Source organism: Epilithonimonas sp. (assembly GCF_032055105.1).
GTDB lineage: Bacteria > Bacteroidota > Bacteroidia > Flavobacteriales > Weeksellaceae > Epilithonimonas.
In genome coordinates, this window is the sequence record NZ_DAMBRK010000001.1 from 113,432 (window position 1) to 130,569 (window position 17,138).

15 protein-coding genes are annotated in these 17,138 nt (G+C 33.2%); 7 read left to right on the forward strand and 8 right to left on the reverse strand.

Annotation, left to right across the window (positions count from 1 at the left end):
- The first annotated feature begins 19 nt into the window (after nucleotides 1-19).
- From RTY06_RS00480 to RTY06_RS00490, 3 genes are all read left to right on the forward strand, one after another.
- Nucleotides 20-913: a cyanophycinase gene (locus RTY06_RS00480; protein WP_116034811.1), complete on the forward strand. Its 894-nt coding sequence runs from the start codon at nucleotides 20-22 to the stop codon at nucleotides 911-913.
- A 142-nt stretch (nucleotides 914-1,055) separates the two neighbouring features.
- Nucleotides 1,056-1,898 carry an isoaspartyl peptidase/L-asparaginase gene (locus tag RTY06_RS00485; RefSeq protein ID WP_312821987.1) on the forward strand — a complete coding sequence of 281 codons (843 nt, stop codon included), beginning with the start codon at nucleotides 1,056-1,058 and terminating at the stop codon, nucleotides 1,896-1,898.
- A 16-nt stretch (nucleotides 1,899-1,914) separates the two neighbouring features.
- Nucleotides 1,915-2,622, forward strand: a complete 708-nt coding sequence (locus tag RTY06_RS00490) for a leucine-rich repeat domain-containing protein (protein ID WP_312821989.1) — start codon at nucleotides 1,915-1,917, stop codon at nucleotides 2,620-2,622.
- A 281-nt stretch (nucleotides 2,623-2,903) separates the two neighbouring features.
- On the opposite strand, the gene RTY06_RS00495 is transcribed toward RTY06_RS00490, so the two are convergent.
- From RTY06_RS00495 to RTY06_RS00505, 3 genes are read right to left on the reverse strand one after another with little or no spacing between them, the layout of a single operon-like run.
- Nucleotides 2,904-3,887: a pyridoxal-phosphate dependent enzyme gene (locus RTY06_RS00495; protein WP_312821991.1), complete on the reverse strand. Its 984-nt coding sequence runs from the start codon at nucleotides 3,885-3,887 to the stop codon at nucleotides 2,904-2,906.
- A gap of 46 nt (nucleotides 3,888-3,933) precedes the next feature.
- A complete protein-coding gene (locus RTY06_RS00500) occupies nucleotides 3,934-4,539 on the reverse strand; it encodes a hypothetical protein (protein WP_312821993.1) in 606 nt (201 codons plus the stop codon).
- 29 nt (nucleotides 4,540-4,568) lie between these two features.
- A complete protein-coding gene (locus RTY06_RS00505; RefSeq protein ID WP_312822263.1) occupies nucleotides 4,569-5,798 on the reverse strand; it encodes an FtsX-like permease family protein in 1,230 nt (409 codons plus the stop codon).
- A 4-nt stretch (nucleotides 5,799-5,802) separates the two neighbouring features.
- On the opposite strand from RTY06_RS00505, the gene RTY06_RS00510 reads away from it, so the two are divergent.
- Nucleotides 5,803-6,999 carry a DUF1343 domain-containing protein gene (locus RTY06_RS00510; protein ID WP_312821995.1) on the forward strand — a complete coding sequence of 399 codons (1,197 nt, stop codon included), beginning with the start codon at nucleotides 5,803-5,805 and terminating at the stop codon, nucleotides 6,997-6,999.
- A gap of 45 nt (nucleotides 7,000-7,044) precedes the next feature.
- On the opposite strand, the gene RTY06_RS00515 is transcribed toward RTY06_RS00510, so the two are convergent.
- Together RTY06_RS00515 and queD are read right to left on the reverse strand one after the other, a co-directional pair.
- Nucleotides 7,045-7,665 carry an OmpW family outer membrane protein gene (locus RTY06_RS00515; RefSeq protein ID WP_312821996.1) on the reverse strand — a complete coding sequence of 207 codons (621 nt, stop codon included), beginning with the start codon at nucleotides 7,663-7,665 and terminating at the stop codon, nucleotides 7,045-7,047.
- Between the two features lie 70 nt (nucleotides 7,666-7,735).
- The gene (queD, locus tag RTY06_RS00520; protein ID WP_312821997.1) at nucleotides 7,736-8,179 is read right to left on the reverse strand and encodes a 6-carboxytetrahydropterin synthase QueD; all 444 of its coding nucleotides are present in this window, start codon (nucleotides 8,177-8,179) and stop codon (nucleotides 7,736-7,738) included.
- Between the two features lie 102 nt (nucleotides 8,180-8,281).
- Here queD and RTY06_RS00525 point away from each other — a divergent pair, with 102 nt between their 5' ends.
- Entirely contained in the window at nucleotides 8,282-8,749 is a 468-nt protein-coding gene (locus RTY06_RS00525) for a hypothetical protein (RefSeq protein WP_312821998.1), read from the forward strand.
- Nucleotides 8,750-8,824: 75 nt separating this feature from the next.
- Here the strand turns inward: RTY06_RS00525 and RTY06_RS00530 are convergent, their stop codons facing one another.
- Together RTY06_RS00530 and hemN are read right to left on the reverse strand one after the other, a co-directional pair.
- Nucleotides 8,825-9,643: an alpha/beta fold hydrolase gene (locus RTY06_RS00530; protein ID WP_312822000.1), complete on the reverse strand. Its 819-nt coding sequence runs from the start codon at nucleotides 9,641-9,643 to the stop codon at nucleotides 8,825-8,827.
- Nucleotides 9,644-9,796: 153 nt separating this feature from the next.
- Nucleotides 9,797-11,155 carry an oxygen-independent coproporphyrinogen III oxidase gene (gene hemN, locus RTY06_RS00535; RefSeq protein WP_312822002.1) on the reverse strand — a complete coding sequence of 453 codons (1,359 nt, stop codon included), beginning with the start codon at nucleotides 11,153-11,155 and terminating at the stop codon, nucleotides 9,797-9,799.
- Between the two features lie 348 nt (nucleotides 11,156-11,503).
- Between hemN and RTY06_RS00540 the strand changes: the two genes are divergently transcribed.
- Nucleotides 11,504-13,132, forward strand: coding sequence for a M1 family metallopeptidase (locus RTY06_RS00540; protein ID WP_312822005.1), 1,629 nt, complete (start codon nucleotides 11,504-11,506; stop codon nucleotides 13,130-13,132).
- Nucleotides 13,133-13,441: 309 nt separating this feature from the next.
- Nucleotides 13,442-15,157 (forward strand): tetratricopeptide repeat protein, encoded by a 1,716-nt coding sequence (locus tag RTY06_RS00545; RefSeq protein WP_312822007.1) that lies wholly within the window; start codon nucleotides 13,442-13,444, stop codon nucleotides 15,155-15,157.
- A 51-nt stretch (nucleotides 15,158-15,208) separates the two neighbouring features.
- Here RTY06_RS00545 and guaA read toward each other — a convergent pair whose 3' ends face one another.
- Complete coding sequence (guaA, locus tag RTY06_RS00550; protein WP_312822009.1) at nucleotides 15,209-16,738, reverse strand: glutamine-hydrolyzing GMP synthase; 1,530 nt, start codon at nucleotides 16,736-16,738, stop codon at nucleotides 15,209-15,211.
- Nucleotides 16,739-17,138: the final 400 nt, after the last annotated feature.

The window sequence follows — 17,138 nt, forward strand, 5'->3', positions numbered from 1 at the left end:
TTTATTATTTTTGTTATCTATGAAGTTAAATGGAAAATTAGTCATCATCGGAGGCGCTGTAAACAAAGGAAGTTTTACAGAAATCGAGTTTGACCAAAATGTAGAAAAAAACCTCAACTTTTTTGAACGAGGAATCCTCAGAAAAATAATCGATGAGTCCAAACATAAAGAAAACTCTGTTATAGAAGTTATCACGACTGCATCACAAATCCCAGACATCGTGGGCCCTGAATATAAAAAAGCATTCGAATATCTGGGTGCAAAACATTGCAATATTCTTGATATTCAGAATCGTGAACAAGCAAATAGTGATGCGATTGTTGCAAGAGCTAATGCCGCAGATGTTGTAATGTTTACTGGTGGCGATCAACTCCGCCTGACCTCAATTCTTGGGGGAACTAGATTCCACGATGCGATTTTAACTAAATATCAAACCGAAGATTTTATCTACGCAGGAACTTCTGCCGGAGCTGCTGCTGCATCGGAAAATATGATTTATCAAGGTTCCAGCTCGGAAGCCCTTTTGAAAGGTGAAATCAAAACGACTCAAGGTCTTGGATTCATAGAAAATGTCATTATTGATACACATTTTGTTCAAAGAGGGAGAATTGGAAGATTGTTTCAAGCTGTTGTGAATAATCCGAGAACTTTGGGAATTGGTCTTGGTGAAGACACCGGTTTATTCATTGAAGGTGATACGATGACCGCAATTGGATCTGGTCTTGTGATTTTGGTAGATGGACTTCAGATTAAAGATACCAACTTAACAAATGTAGAATTGGGTCAACCAATTTCTATTAAAAATCTAATTGTGGATGTGCTTTCTATGAATGATACTTTCGATTTGAAAACTAGAGAGATGACAATTGTTAATTCTCAGTATAATCCGATTCCGCAGGTAAGTTCTGAATAACTAAAACTTTTTCAACCACATAGACACATAGAAAAATCTCTATAAAAAGGAAACATAGAATCAAATCTATTTATCCTTAAAATTTCAATAAAACTATGTGACTATGTGGTTTATTTTCAATTATTCCATTAAAAATAAATCTATGAAAATAATCATCCACGGCGGATTTTTCTCCGAAAGCAGTCAAAGCAATGAAGTGAAATTGGCAAAACAAAACTCACTGAAAGACATTGCGAAAAAATCTTATGAATTTCTAAAAGACAATTCAGCTTTCGATACAGTTGCTTATGCGGTTTCGCTTTTGGAAGATGATGAACTGTACAATGCCGGAATTGGTTCTCAAATCCAAAGTGACGGTGTAATCCGAATGAGCGCTGCAATTATGAATAGCGAAACTCAGAAAATGAGCGGTGTGATTAATATTCAAGATGTGAAGAATCCGATTTTTGTTGCTAAGGAATTGATGAAAGAAAACGACCGTGTTCTCGGTGGAAATGGTGCAAAAATTTATGCTACAGAAAATGGTTTCGAAGATTTCTCGACAGAAATCCCGCAACGAAGAAAAGAATACGAAGAAAAACTGAAAAACGGAGGAAAAGGAACTGTTGGTGCAGTCGCCATTGACAAACACGGAAAACTAGCTGTTGCTACTTCAACCGGTGGAAAAGGTTTTGAAATCCCCGGAAGAATTTCTGATTCGGCGACTGTTGCAGGAAATTACGCCAATCAATTTTGCGCAGTAAGTTGTACAGGTGTTGGTGAAGATATCGTAAGCAATGCAACTGCAACTAAAATCGTGACCAGAGTTACAGATGGATTAAGCATAGAAAATGCTTTTGACAGAACTTTTGAAGAACTAAAAGAAATTGACGGTTTTGCAGGCGCAATTGGAATTGATTCTGAAGGAAATATTTTTCATCAGGATTCTTATCCAACAATGGTTTTTACAAGTTTTGATGGGGTTGATTTTGAGGTTTTTGGGTAGAAAATTTGATTTGAAAATGAAAAAAATATATTTCTTAATATTCATAGTTTTTACTACACTTGCTTGTTCTCAAGATTTAAAATTTGAAAATCCTGACTTCGAAAAAGCTGTCTTAAAAAAATACCCAGAAATAGATTCAAATCACAATGGGAAAATTGATAAAAATGAGGCTGAAAAAGTAAAAGAGTTAGATTTAATGGGACAAAATATTACAAATGCTAACGATATAACTCTATTTAAAAACCTTGAATATATAGTATTAACAAACAATAAAATTGAAAAACTTAAAATCGAGAACCTCTCCAATCTCACTAAATTTTATTGTGCTAGAAACAATCTCAAAACATTACAAATTTCAAACCTTCCAAAATTGGAAGAATTAGGTTGCGGTAGAAATCAAATTAATAAAGTAATTATTAAAAATTGTCCCAAAATTGAATCTCTAAATTTAATGGATAATCAAATTTCGGATATTGATTTGAAAAATTTTACTAAATTAAAATACTTAGTTGTTGACAATAATAAACTTACTAGCATCGATTTGACAAAAAATCCCGAATTAATACAAATCACAATCAATAAGAATCACATCAATAAAGTTGATATAAGAAAAAATATAAATTTAAAAATGAATATTCTTTACATTGATGAAAATGTTCAAATTATTGGAAATAAAAACCAAATGGATAGCTACAAAAAAGCACCAACAATAATTTCAAACTAATAATTCAATTATTTATTCAATACAGAAAACTGCTTTGTTATCCCATTTTATCATTAAGTAATACCATCCAACAATTCTGTAGAGAGAATCAACCGGTTCGTTGAAACAATCAACCATTTAGTTGAGGCAATCAATTACTTACCCGAGGCAATAAAGTACATTTTATTAAAAATCAATTAGTTACAGAGTCAATTTATCTGTATTAATTTTCATTAAATAAAAAACCGTCTTATTTTTTCAAACAAAACGGTAATTTATAATTTATCAATAACAGTTCATTATTAGTCCAGCCAACCCATTTCCTTCATCCATTCATCGTTGTAGATTTTTCCTACATAACGAGAACCGTGGTCGTGAAGCAAAACGACAATAATGTCATCTTTTGTAAACTGATCTTTCATCTGAACCAAAGAAGAAATTGCACTTCCCGCAGAATAACCACAGAAAATCCCTTCTTCTTTTGCCAATTTTCTAGCGTAGATTGCACCGTCTTTATCGGTCACTTTTTCGAAATGGTCGATGACGCTCATATCGTAATTCTCAGGAAGAATATCTTCGCCAATCCCTTCTGTGATATAAGTATAAGCGTGGTCCAAATGAATCTCTCCCGTCTCGTGGATTTCTTTTAAGATTGAGCCGTAAGTATCTACACCAATCACTTTGATCTCAGGATTTTTTTCTTTGAAAAAAGTTCCACAACCCGTGATAGTTCCGCCAGTTCCAGCTCCAACTACAAAGTGTGTTAGTTTTCCTTCTGTCTGTTCCCAGATTTCAGGCGCTGTACTTTCGTAATGCGCTTGTCGGTTGGACAAATTATCATATTGATTCACATACCAAGCATTTTCGGTTTCTTGTGTCAATCTTTTAGCAGTTGAATAATAAGAACGCGGATCAGTTGGTTTTACATCCGTTGGACAAACAATGACTTCTGCACCAACAGCACGTAGAATGTCACATTTTTCTTTGGATTGTTTTGAGTTGGTAACAAAAATACATTTGTAACCTTTTTGGATGGCTACCAATGCCAGCCCCATTCCTGTATTTCCGGAAGTTCCTTCGATGATTGTTCCTCCAGGTTTCAGACGTCCGTCTTTTTCTGCATCTTCAATCATCTTAAGAGCCATTCTGTCCTTAACAGAGTTTCCAGGATTAGTCGTTTCTACCTTCGCTAAAACCAAAGCTGGAAAATCATCTCCCAAAACTTTATTTAGTTTTACCAAAGGTGTATTACCAATCGTTTCTATAATATTATTATAATATTTCATATCGTATTGTTATAAAACAAATGTTTTAATTTTATTTTTAAGGCGTTTACCCTCTTGCTCTTTCCAATAGTACCATCATCAGAAAGCTCAACACCACCAAAGATTCATCTTCATCATCAATATCAATTAATCTTTCCAGCTGGAATCTTCTGCCAATCAATGAAGGCATTTTCTTGAGTCTAAAATACTCTTTTCCTTCAGAATCTTTCACAGTATAAGAAGGATTAAGAAAATAACCTGTAAATAATCCTATAATAGGAATCTCTCCAATAAAAGAATCCCATACTTTTATCCAGCCATTATCTTCATTAATCTGATACTTTGGTTGGTCATTTTCATCAATAATATCGTATCGCGATTTCCAGATAGAACGCACCCCTTTTCTAGCCAACCTCCCGAACTTTTTACCATTCACAAGATCTGTCATCATATATGATGCATTGAAATCTATCCACTGATTAGCCTTAATATTAAACAATTCCTGAGATTTGCTTTCGTCATTAAAAACGATCACATCTTCTTTTAGCTTAAACATTTTTTGACGCACATACGCCACATAATTACCATTTCTGTCGGTAATATTAAAGTCGCTGGCCAATGTTGTGATTTTGAATTTAAAATCAAGCGGATAGTTGAGGTTTTTTAATATCATATTAGTTTGTTTGATTATCTAAAAATTACTTAACTGTACTTAATCGATTTTACAGGTGAAATCTTACTAATCAAATAACTTGGAAGAATCATCGCAATTCCCGATACGATAAAAATCCCAACCGATACGGAAATAAAATATAACGGATTAAGATCTACCGGAACTGTACTGATGAAATAATTTTCTGGATCCAGCTTGATGATTCCTGTATATTTCTGAATAAGCAACAGTCCAATGCCTATCACATTTCCTGCCAAAAGTCCCGGAATCATAATCATTAATGTATAATTAATAAAAATAGACCTAATTTGTGCGTTGGAAGCTCCCATTGTTTTCAAAAGTCCGATGGAATTGGTTCTTTCGATGATTAAAATAAGGAGAACCATAATGATATTAATAACCACGACAATTAGCATAATTGTGATAATCAACGAAATATTTTGATTGAATATATTAATCCAATCCAAAATCTGCGGGTATTTTTCGGTTACTTTTTCGGCGTAATTCTTATAACCAATATATTTTTCGATTTGAGGAAAAGCTTCATCGATTTTATCTGTATCATCTAAAAAAATATCTAGTCCGCCAATTTGTTTTTCATCCATATTCATCACTTTGCGAACGTGGTTGATATCGCCAATCATATAAAGATCATCCACAAGTTTGATATCCGTTTTATAAATCCCTTTAATCAAAAACTTCCTGTAAATTGGCTTTTGATCTTCCTTTGAAAAAATCGCCACAATACTATCACTCGCTTTCAGAGAAAGATCATTGGCAATTTTCTCAGACAAGATGATTTCGTTATTATAACCATCTTCATTATAATCCGGAATAGAACCCGAAATCATAAAAGGCTGGAAGCGTGCTTTGTCAAAATCTTTCCCAACACCTTTTAAGATAACACCTGCAAAATTATTTTCTGTTCGCAAAATCCCACTAACTGTAGCATAAGATTGCAAACCAGCAACACCATCAATAGAATTAATTTTTTTTGTATCTAAACCATTCGTTTCTAAAACAGAGGAATTGTAAGAAGAATTGGAACGTGTAGATCTCACGGAAATATCACCGCTAAAATTAGAAATCCTGTCTTCTATCGCTTCTTTGGAACCTATACCTGTAGAAATCGTAATCAAAGAAACTATAATCCCCAAAGCCACAGAAAGCCTACCAATATAGACAATCACCTTGGAGAGATTATTTTTGTTATCTTTGGAAAACGCTATTTTTTTCGAGAAATATAACGGAAAATTCAAATCAATGATATTAGGCTTCAAAAATAAAACTTTAGTTTTTATCCTGCTAATTTATTTTAGTTCAATCACTTTTTTTAAAACTCAGAGTAGCTCATCAGATTGTTTTGAAACTGCAGCTGACAGACCAAAACTGTATCTTCCTTTACTTAAAAATAAAAACGTCATTGTTGCTGCTAATCAAACCAGTCTTTTAAAAAATAAAAAACATCTGGTTGATTTTTTGGTTGAAAACAATGTTAAAATCAAATCCATTTTTGCTCCAGAACACGGTTTCCGAGGAACTGCTGATGCTGGTGAACATGTAAAAAGTGGTATTGATAAAAAAACAGGTTTGCCGATTGTTTCCCTTTATGGAGACAACAAAAAACCAAAAGCGGAATACCTGAAAGGTGCAGATATTATTTTGTTTGATATACAGGATGTTGGCGTGAGATTTTATACTTATATATCTACGCTTTCTTATATTATGGAAGCCGCAGCTGAGAATAATATTGAAGTGATTGTTCTCGACAGACCAAATCCTCACGATGGCTATACAGATGGACCAATGATGAAAAATCAATGGAAAAGCTTTGTAGGATTACATAATGTTCCGGTTGTTTATGGACTCACAATCGGCGAATATGGTAAAATGGTAAATGGAGAAAAATGGCTAAAAAATAAAATTCAGGCAAAATACACTTTGATTCCAATGCTGAATTATCACAAGCAAAAACGCTATGGTGTCTCTGATAAACCATCTCCCAATCTTCCTAATGATAAATCCATTAATCTTTATCCAAGTCTTTGTTTCTTTGAAGGCACTCAAGTTTCTGTGGGAAGAGGAACAGATTTGCCATTTCAAATCTATGGTTCGCCTTGGACAAAAGATTTAAATTATCAATTCACCCCGAAACCAACTGATGGTGCAAAAGATCCTTTTTTAAATGGGAAGTTGTGTTACGGAGAAAATCTTAGTAATTATTCTGAAGACTTAATAGAACTGAATCTAGAATGGCTTTTGAAAGCATATAAAAATTATAAAAATCCTCAGCAGGATTTCTTTCTGAAAAATCTCTTCTTTGATAAATTAGCCGGGAGTGATGAACTCAGAAAACAAATCATCGCTGGAAAATCCGAAAAAGAAATTAAAGATAGCTGGGAAAAAGATCTTGAGAATTTTGAAAAAATAAGACAGAAATATATTGTCTATCCGAACTAAAAAAACCTCGCAATTGCGAGGTTTTTGTTTTAAGTAAAGTGCTTATTATTTAAAGAAAAAAGAAAAACCTGCGTTCACTCCAAATGAGTTAGTTACATTTTTAACATCATTTTCTTTGTTTGAAGTATTAACATAAGCCAAACCAAGGTCGATTCCAATAGAAGGAGTTACAAGAAAAACAACTCCACCTTTTGCTCCCCACGCCAATCCATCAATAGTTTCTTTAACTTCTTCGTTACTAGAAAAATCAGACGGATATTTAATGGTGTTAGAAAAATATCCAATACCTGCACCCAAGTACGGCATTACTTTCGAAGCCGACTTAAAATAATATGTTGCATTAGGCATTACTACAACTGTATTGCTTTTGCTTTCAAAATTAAGTTCTTGATCAAAGAAATATTGTGTACTTTCATTTTTTGTACTTGTAAATGACAAGTCAACACCAACTGCAATATTGTTAGCTACAAAATATCCTGCTGAAGGCTTAATATTAAAAGAAGTAGTTTTTGGACCATCAACTGAGTTACCATTATATTTAACTTTACTAGAAGTATTATTAAATCCTATTGTTGTGGATCCACTTATAACCCAAGACCCTTTTTCTGTTTGAGCATTCATAGCTCCAAAAAGTGCCAAAGCACCAACTAAAAATAGTTTTTTCATAGTTTATAATTTTAAGCCTGCAATTTTAAGAAAATTTTAACAAACTTCAAAACAATAAAAAACTACATCATTAGTTATCTTCAGCAAACCATTCTCCGTAAGAGTTTTCGGTTTCGTGAAGTTTAAGGTAAGCCAACTGAACATGGTTTGGAAGTTTGGATTTTATTTTTGAAGCAATATCGTAAAGCATATTTTCACAAGTTGGCTGATAATCACAAAAAATTACTTTATGACCTTCATTTTGTAAATTTTCTCCTAAAATCTTGTGCGGAGAAGCGCCATTAACCAAAACAGCGTGATCCCAAACATCCACAACTTCTTCCTTTACGATTTTTTTGATGTCACCAAAGTCTACCACCATTCCGTTCTTATGATTATCGAGGTCGTTGATGGGATTTCCTTTTACCGTAACAAATAACTTATAGGAATGGCCGTGCATATTTTTGCATTTACCATCATAATTATAAAGGACGTGAGCGGTTTCGAAAGTGAAAATCTTGGTAATTCTTATCATGGTGCAAAGATAATTAAAAATCTGTTTTTATAAATTTAGTTAAAGATTTGTTGTCGTGTATTGGAATGTCTATTTTTGTTAAGTAAAGACACAAATATTATAATGAAAAAAACATTCCTCTTCCTCAGCCTAATCTTATCTGTCTATTTTTATTCCCAAGACTTTTCCAGCATCAACAAAATCCTTGAAAAAATTGAGGAAAAAGGGAAAAAAATGAAAGACGCGACCAACTACGATCTCAAAGGAAAAAAATTTGTTTTGGTAGAAGATTTTGAAGATCATGGAGAACGTCATATCCTAGAATTCAATATAGATGGGAGTTTGACGATGATAGAATTGATTGATGACAAATCTACCGGAAAAAGTTTTTCTAATATTTTCACAGGAGATTACATCAGAAAGAAAAATGCTATCTCTGTAAGAGCCAATTTCTTGGAAGGTAAACAAATTCCAATTCCGTTGGTTTACAGCCTGTATCTTATGAATGCCAATGATGTTTGGTATTTGAAAGATATCAACAACAGCAAACGTTGGATTGAGAATAACAATCTGATTAAAAAGAAGAAATAATTAGTTGATAATTTTTAGTTGCCAGTTAATGGAATTAAGTTTTTAAATAATTGTAACCGAATCTCTAATTTTTCTTTAAAATCCAATACAAACTTCTATAACTTCATCCAGTTCTTTTGGAAGAGAATCATTGCCCCAAGGTTCTTTTGCGCCAAACGTATGATTAGCATTTTCGATTATTTCTAGTTGAGAATCTTTTGTCCATTCATTTAGATTTTTAGAATGATTTAAAGGAACAGATTCATCATCAGAACCGTGAATGAATAAAGTTGGAATTGTCAGATTTTCACAAGCTTTTTCAACATCAAATCTTTCTTTATTAATTTCAAAGTCTTGGTAAAATTGAAAATAGTGTGGCATTTTTTGTTTCGTTCTTGCGTTCTCTATGAAATAAATACCCTCTTTTTCCCAATTTTCAAAAGCTTCATTTTTAGGGAATCTATCCAAAGTAGAAACACTTGCTAAAGTAATTAGTTTTGAAATCGATTTATTTTCAGAAGCTTTGATTATAGAAATCCCTCCACCTCTACTGTGTGCAAGCAAAATTATTTTGTTGGAGTCAACTTCTTTTTGATTTTTGAAATGATTGATAACAATTTCCAAATCATCCAATTCTTTGGAATAATTATTTTGTCCAAATGCTTCTAAATCCGCAAAATCATTTGGGTTATCAATTGTAGTCCCGTTATGAGAAAAATTGAATTTAACAAAGTAAAATCCAGCTTTTGCGAACTTCTCTCCCATCAATTCCCAGGCGCCCCAATCTTTGTAACCTTTGTAACCGTGAACGAAAATAATCAACGGCAATTTCTCTTCAGATTCTAGAAAAATCGCATCGGTTAAAAATTCTCTTGAACTTTTGAGAATGATATTTTTTTGTTTGATTAAATTCATTTCTGATTCTTTTATTTAAACTCAAAGTCCGCAAAGATTTTTTAATCTTATTGAAAATATTTTAAGGTTCGCAAAGGCGTAAAACTCAGCAAAGAACAAAACGCGAAATGCTTGAAAGTTTTTTATCTTTTCTCTATTATCTAAAAGTCTAAATTATATTGTCATCGAAAAAATACGAGTTTCTGGTTTATTTCTCATCATTCTAAGGTCAAAAACCATGGCTACATTTCGTGTAAAAGCTCTTCCTTTTTCAGTGATTTTTATTTGATTGTCGGAGATTTCTACCAAACCGTCCGTTTCCATTTCTTTCAATTTCTCTATAGCATTTTCGATTTCTGGGAAAGAGGTTTGCAAGTCCCAACTTGTTTCCAATTGACACATTAGATTCAGAATATGTTTTCTTATGACTAAATCTTCTTCATCTAAAATATGTCCACGGAAAACAGGAATCTCACCCTCTTCTACAATCTTCTGATATTCTTCAACAGTTTTTGCATTCTGAGCAAATGCATACCAAGAATCAGAGATTGCCGACATTCCCAAACCTACCATTAATTGAGTTTTGCTGGATGTGTAACCCATAAAATTACGGTGTAATTTTTTCTGAGTCAAGGATTGATAAAGGTCATCGTGCTCTAGAGAAAAATGGTCCATTCCAATTTCGATGTAACCGAGTTCTTCTAATAATTTTTTTCCGTCTTCGTAAAGTCGTCTTTTTTCATCACCACTTGGCAGATCACTTTCGTCAAAACCTCTTTGACCAACCCCTTTTACCCAAGGAACGTGTGCATAAGAATAGAAAGCCAATCGGTCTGGTTTCAGTTCCAAGGTTTTTCTGATGGTAAATTCGGTGGCTTCCCAAGTTTGGTGAGGCAATCCGAAAACCAAATCGTGGCTGATTCCTTTATATCCAATTTCTCTAGCCCATTCAGTCACGTTTTTCACATTCTCGAAAGGCTGAATCCTATTAATCGCTTTTTGAACTTTTGGGTCATAATCCTGAACGCCAAAGCTCACTCTATTAAAACCTAAATCAAACAAAGTTTGAAGATGTTCACGAGTGGTGTTATTCGGATGACCTTCAAAACTAAATTCTTGTTCTTCTGCAATCTCTACTGTATCAAAAATGCCTTGAAGAAGTGTTTTCAAGTTTCCAGGTGAAAAGAAAGTTGGCGTTCCTCCTCCCAGATGAAGCTCTTTCAGTTTTGGTTTTTCATCGAATAATTCGAGATACAATTTCCATTCTTTCAAAACACTTTCCAAATAAGGAACTTCTACAGAATGTTGCTTTGTAATCCTCTTGTGACAAGCACAAAATGTACAAAGTGCCTCGCAAAAAGGCAAGTGAATATAAATGGAAATCCCTTCTCCAGAATTGCTTTCTGAAAAGGATTTTATGACTGATTTTTTCCAAAGATCTGCGGTAAAATCGGCTTCATTCCAATAAGGAACTGTAGGATAAGATGTATAACGTGGACCTGGAATATTGTATTTATCAACTAACGAATTCATTGTTGCAAAGTTACGAAAAGTATGTTTGGAATGATTTTGAATTAGGATAACTTTTGATTGGTAGTTTCTATAATAGATGTCAAAATTTCTATTGAAGACAAATTTCATAGCCACGAATCCTTTTTGTTATTATGATTACCAAAGAATTCAACAGATTGCTTCAATTTGTTCGCAATGACAAAAAAAAAGATATAGTCCTTCGACATGCGAGATTAAGTTACTAATAATGGTTTGTAACATACTTTTAATTAATTTTGTAACGTTTCATTTAATAAGTGAAACTAATTCTAAAGAAAAATTAAAAAATGAAATTGGAAATTCACGAATTCCAAAAAAAATAAAATTATAATGAGTAAAAAATTATTACTTCTCTCCATATTAATATCGGGAGTTTCACAAGCTCAGTTTTTTGAGGATGCAAAACCTACAAAAATAGATACCTTAAAAGGTTCTAATACAGAATTCAGGAACTTTTGGGATATCAAGAAATATGATATCGTAGTGGAGCCGAACTTTGAAGCGAAAAGCATCAAAGGAAGTAATAAAATCAGTTTGACAATTGAGAAAGATGTGAAAAATCCAACTTTTCAAATCGATTTGCAAAAGCCGATGAAAGCTGATAAAATAACGGCTAGTTTTCCTATTACTGAAAAAAAAGTAGATGGAGATTTCATTTTCTTGAATACGAAAAAGAACTTCAAAAAAGGAGAAAAATATACAATTGACATCGATTATTCTGGAAATCCAACAATCGCAAAACGCGCACCTTGGGACGGCGGTTGGATGTTTACTAAGGATAAAAACGGAAATCCTTGGATGACAGCCGCAGATGAAGGAATTGGTGCAAGTATTTGGTTACCTGTAAAAGATATTTGGAGTGATGAGCCTGATAACGGAATTACTTTCAAAATCATTACACCGAAAGACCTTGTAGGTGTTGGAAATGGAAGATTAATCAAAAAAGAAAATCTTGGCGATAAAAAGTCTTGGCTTTGGGAAGTTAAAAATCCGATCAATGATTATTCTATCATCCCATCGATTGGAAAATATGTCAATTTCAAAGATACTTTTGACGGTGAAAAAGGAAAACTCGACCTTGATTATTGGGTTTTGGATTATAATCTTGACAAAGCTAAAAAGCAATTTGAGCAAGTGAAACCAATGCTTAGTGCTTTCGAATATTGGTTCGGTCCTTATCCTTTCTATGAAGATTCTTACAAAATCGTAGAATCTCCACATCTTGGAATGGAACATCAGAGTAACGTAGCTTATGGAAACAATTATGGAAACGGCTATCTTGGACGAGATTTATCAGGAACAGGTGTTGGTCTGAAATGGGATTACATCATCGTTCACGAATCCGGACACGAGTGGTTTGCAAACAATATCACGGCAAAAGACCAAGCCGACATGTGGGTTCACGAAGGATTTACGATGTATTCTGAACCATTATTTGTGGAAAGATATATGGACAAAGCTTCTGCTGAAACTTACATCCAAGGTGTACGAAAAGTAATTTCTAATGATAAGCCAATTATCGGAAAATACGGAATCCGAAACGAAGGTAGTGGTGATATGTATCCAAAAGGTGCGAACATGTTGCATACAATTCGTCAGGTCATTAATAATGATGAGAAGTTCCGTCAAATCCTAAGAGGAATTAATAAAGACTTTTATCATCAAACTGTAACAACAGAACAAATAGAAAAGTATTTTTCTGAAAAATCCGGAATTGATTTATCAAGTATTTTCAATCAATATTTGAGAACGGTGAAAATCCCGACTTTGGAATATAAGCAAAACGGTAATCAATTGACTTATAAATGGACGAATGTAATTCCTGATTTGAAATTACCAATCCGATTAGCTGATGGTCAAGAGTTGAAGCCTACAGAAAAAGAACAGACAACAACTTTGAGATCCGATAAGCCTGTTGAGTTTGATAAGAATTATTACATCAATTATTCTAATCAATAATATCAGAAGTCATAAAAACAAAAGACTTATTCTAAAAATGAATAGGTCTTTTTCGTTTTTAAAGGAAATTTACTTTTGCTTTATTAATGATTAAGCTCTTATGGTTATTGAATATTCAAATTTATAGTTTACTAAAACCCAAAGCAAAAAACAGGGGTGGACATCGGGTGGACAAATTATTTTACAAATAAACACAATTGAAAATCAAACAATTGAGTATTTTAAAATTACACCAATGGAAATGTAATTTTATAATAAGTAACAAAAATCATTGTTTTTTATGTAATTTGCGTAATTATAAAAATATAATTGAAACAATTTTACATTATAATTCTATTATTTCTTTTCTGCGAAAATCTATTTTCTCAGAAAATTACGATTGATGGAAGTAAAGATTATAAGAAAAAAATAGAATCTGTAATTCTCCAAAACAAAAATTTTGGCAAAGACACAATTGCTTTAAAATCCTATCTTGATCCGCTCATCAAATCCAGTGATAAAAATCTACACGCGGTTTATTACAACCTTTTGGGAAGTGGTTTTGCATCTGCTAATGAAAAACTCAATCAGAGCAGTGATCTATTTTTTGCTAAATCTATAGAAATTGCAAAAGCCAATAAAAATTCGGGATTAGAGATCTGGGCATTATGTAATTATGCATTCTATCTCTACGATTACAAAAAAACATCAGAAGCTCTTCAGGTTTATTTGGATGCTGACAACAAAATTAGATATACGGAAGCCAACAAGATTATACTTCCAAGCGATTGCTTCAAAAAGATTGGGTATTTTATGGGGACAATTGGTGATAAAAATGAAGCAATCAATTACTTAAAAAAAGCAGAACAATATGCAGTACCCAACTCCAAAGAATTAGCTGCGATAATGGATAATATTGGTTATTATTTTTTGGAACTTAATCAGCTACATAATGCGGAAAAATACATCATTGGAGCTAAAGATATTGCTCTGAAGATTAATGATCAAATCCGCTATGCAAAGACTTTGGGGAATCTTGGTTTTTTGGAATTAAAAAAAGGTAATCTTTACAAAGCGGAAACTTATCTAAAGCAAGATCTTAAAATTTCTACCAATCTTCATAGCGATCATAACTCAAGTTTCGCCAGATTCCTATTAAGTAAAATCCTGATTGAAAACAACAAAATTGAGGAAGCTAAAAAAATGCTCAATGAAGCAGAAAAATTTGCAGAATCCAAAGTTCATCTCAAAAAAAATGTTTTTCAAATTGAAGAATTAAAATTGAAAATTGCTCAAAAAGAAGGTGATACACAGCAGGAATTATTCTGTTTAAGAAAACTTAATCAATTAGAAAAAGAACTAACTGATAGCGATGGAGATCGAAATCTAGAACGCAGTAATATTCTCGCTCAAAAAGAGCGTTATGCTAATAAATTAAACTTGGCTAGTGCACAATTTGAAAAAGAGCAACTGAAAAACAGAGCTATTATAGTTGTTTCAATTTTACTATTTTTCATAATTATTTTATTAATTATCTTCAACAAAAAACAGCTCAAAATCAGAAAAGACAAATACGATAAAACGGTTCTGAGACTAGAATTGGAGAAACTTAAGTCTGAACAAAAACTTTCTGAAACCCACAAAACATTGTCTTCTTACAGCACATATCTTTCTGAAAAAAATGATCAGATCGAACTGTTGAATAAAGAACTCCTAAAAATAAAAAATTCATCATTATCTTCTATAGAAAAAGAAAAACAAAAGTTACAAAAATTGTTGGATTCTCATCTGATGACCGATGAAAACTGGGTCAATTTCAAACAAGCTTTTCAAGAGGAATATCCAGAATATTACAATGGACTGATGAGCGATTTTTCGGATCTCACAGAATCTAATTTAAGAATCATAACACTTTTGAAACTGGAATTATCTAACCAAGAAATTTCATCTTTATTAGGAATCACTATTGACGCTGTAAAAAAATCTAAACAAAGACTAAGAAAAAGATTTGGAGAACAATATGAGGAGTTGTTTGTTGGGAATTAAAAAATCCAGCAATAAATTACTGGATTTTTGATATTTTATTATTTATTATAATTACTCCCACTCAATCGTTGCTGGTGGTTTTGAACTGATATCGTAAGCTACTCTGTTGATTCCACGAACTTCATTTATGATTCTGCTGGAAACAGTATCCAAAAACTCGTAAGGCAATCTGCTCCAAGTTGCCGTCATAAAGTCAATTGTATTGGCAGAACGAACAACCGCAGTGTATTCGTAAGTTCTTTCGTCTCCCATTACACCAACAGATTTTACTGGAAGAAGAACCACGAATGCCTGAGAAACTTTTTCGTACAAATCATTTTTATATAATTCCTCGATGAAGATATCGTCAGCTTCCTGAAGTATTCTAACTTTTTCTGCATCTACTTCTCCCAAAACTCTGATTCCTAAACCTGGACCTGGAAACGGATGTCTGTAAACTAACTCGTGCGGAATCCCCAATTCCTCTCCTACTTTTCTCACTTCATCTTTGAACAATTCTCTCAAAGGCTCAAGAAGTTCGAACTCCATTTCTTCCGGAAGTCCGCCTACATTGTGATGAGATTTGATAACTGCTGAAGGCCCTTTTACGGATTGAGATTCGATAACATCTGGATAGATTGTTCCTTGAGCAAGGAATTTTGCCCCTTCGATTGAATGAGATTCTTCATCAAAAACGTGAACGAACTCGTTACCGATGATTTTACGTTTTTCTTCAGGGTCGCCGATTCCTGCTAATTTGGAAAGAAATCTTTCGGAAGCATCTACCATTTTGATATTCATATCGAAATGCTTTCCGTAATTTTCCATTACTTTTTTGCCTTCGTCTTTTCTCAAAAGTCCGGTATCCACGAAGATGCAATTCAGTTGATCACCGATTGCTTTATGAATCAAAACCGCCGCTACAGAAGAATCTACTCCGCCAGAAAGACCAAGAATCACTTTTTGAGTTCCTACTTTTTCTTTGATTTCAGCAACAGTTTTCTCAATATAATTAGTCAGTTTCCAGTTTTTATCAGACTTACAAATTCCGAATACGAAGTTCTCCAACATTTTTCCACCTTCTTCTGAATGAGAAACTTCCGGATGAAATTGTACAGCATAAATCTTTTTCTCAGGATTGGAAATCGAAGCGATAACGCCTGATTTTGCATTCAATTCAAAACCTTCCGGCAATTCTGCCACCTCATCAAAATGGCTCATCCAAACTATTGAATTTTGATAAACACCTTTCAACAATTCGTTTTCTTTAACGATTTCCAAATGTGCTTTTCCGTATTCGCCTTTCTCACCTTTTGCTACTTTTCCGCCCAAAATATGTGCAGTTAACTGCATTCCGTAGCAGATTCCCAAAACCGGAATTCCTTGCTCATAAAGTTCTTTTTCTACAAGGTGCGCGTTTTCGGCGTTTACAGAACTTGGACCTCCGGAAAGGATAATTCCTCTTGGTTTTTTCTCCAGAATTTCTGATAATGGCGTGTTGAATGGTACTATTTCCGAATAGACTTCCATTTCACGGATTCTTCTTCCAATGAGTTGGTTGTACTGTGAACCGAAGTCTAAAATGATAATTCCGTTTTGCATATAATGTTGTAATATTTTTTTATTTTTTTGAACACAAAGTTCACAAAGATTTTTTTGACTTTATTGAAAATATTTTAAGATTCACAAAGGCACTTAAGCTCATCAAAGTTTGTAAAGTCTTTTTATTTTCACTTTTGTCATTCCGTAGGAATCTAAACGATACTGAGATTGACTTCTTCGAACCACTTCGTTAGGTTTCCTACGGAATGACAAACTTGGTGTTTAAATTATAGTATCCTTATTTTCAAAAATCTCCTAATGATTGACAAATCTTCAACTTTTGTAGAAACCCATAGCCTCGATTGTAGCGGCATCCTTTTTTGTTATTGCGATTGCTGAATGGTTCTACAGATTACTTCACTTCGTTCGCAATGACAAAAAAGATATAGTGGAAAGCGGG

Excerpts from the sequence above, each read along its gene's own strand:
- RTY06_RS00480 (WP_116034811.1), top strand. The coding sequence starts at position 20 with ATGAAGTTAAATGGAAAATTAGTCATCATCGGAGGCGCTGTAAACAAA.
- RTY06_RS00485 (WP_312821987.1), top strand. The coding sequence starts at position 1,056 with ATGAAAATAATCATCCACGGCGGATTTTTCTCCGAAAGCAGTCAAAGC.
- RTY06_RS00490 (WP_312821989.1), top strand. The coding sequence starts at position 1,915 with ATGAAAAAAATATATTTCTTAATATTCATAGTTTTTACTACACTTGCT.
- RTY06_RS00495 (WP_312821991.1), bottom strand. The coding sequence starts at position 3,887 with ATGAAATATTATAATAATATTATAGAAACGATTGGTAATACACCTTTG.
- RTY06_RS00500 (WP_312821993.1), bottom strand. The coding sequence starts at position 4,539 with ATGATATTAAAAAACCTCAACTATCCGCTTGATTTTAAATTCAAAATC.
- RTY06_RS00510 (WP_312821995.1), top strand. The coding sequence starts at position 5,803 with ATGATATTAGGCTTCAAAAATAAAACTTTAGTTTTTATCCTGCTAATT.
- RTY06_RS00515 (WP_312821996.1), bottom strand. The coding sequence starts at position 7,665 with ATGAAAAAACTATTTTTAGTTGGTGCTTTGGCACTTTTTGGAGCTATG.
- queD (WP_312821997.1), bottom strand. The coding sequence starts at position 8,179 with ATGATAAGAATTACCAAGATTTTCACTTTCGAAACCGCTCACGTCCTT.
- RTY06_RS00525 (WP_312821998.1), top strand. The coding sequence starts at position 8,282 with ATGAAAAAAACATTCCTCTTCCTCAGCCTAATCTTATCTGTCTATTTT.
- RTY06_RS00530 (WP_312822000.1), bottom strand. The coding sequence starts at position 9,643 with ATGAATTTAATCAAACAAAAAAATATCATTCTCAAAAGTTCAAGAGAA.
- hemN (WP_312822002.1), bottom strand. The coding sequence starts at position 11,155 with ATGAATTCGTTAGTTGATAAATACAATATTCCAGGTCCACGTTATACA.
- RTY06_RS00540 (WP_312822005.1), top strand. The coding sequence starts at position 11,504 with ATGAGTAAAAAATTATTACTTCTCTCCATATTAATATCGGGAGTTTCA.
- guaA (WP_312822009.1), bottom strand. The coding sequence starts at position 16,738 with ATGCAAAACGGAATTATCATTTTAGACTTCGGTTCACAGTACAACCAA.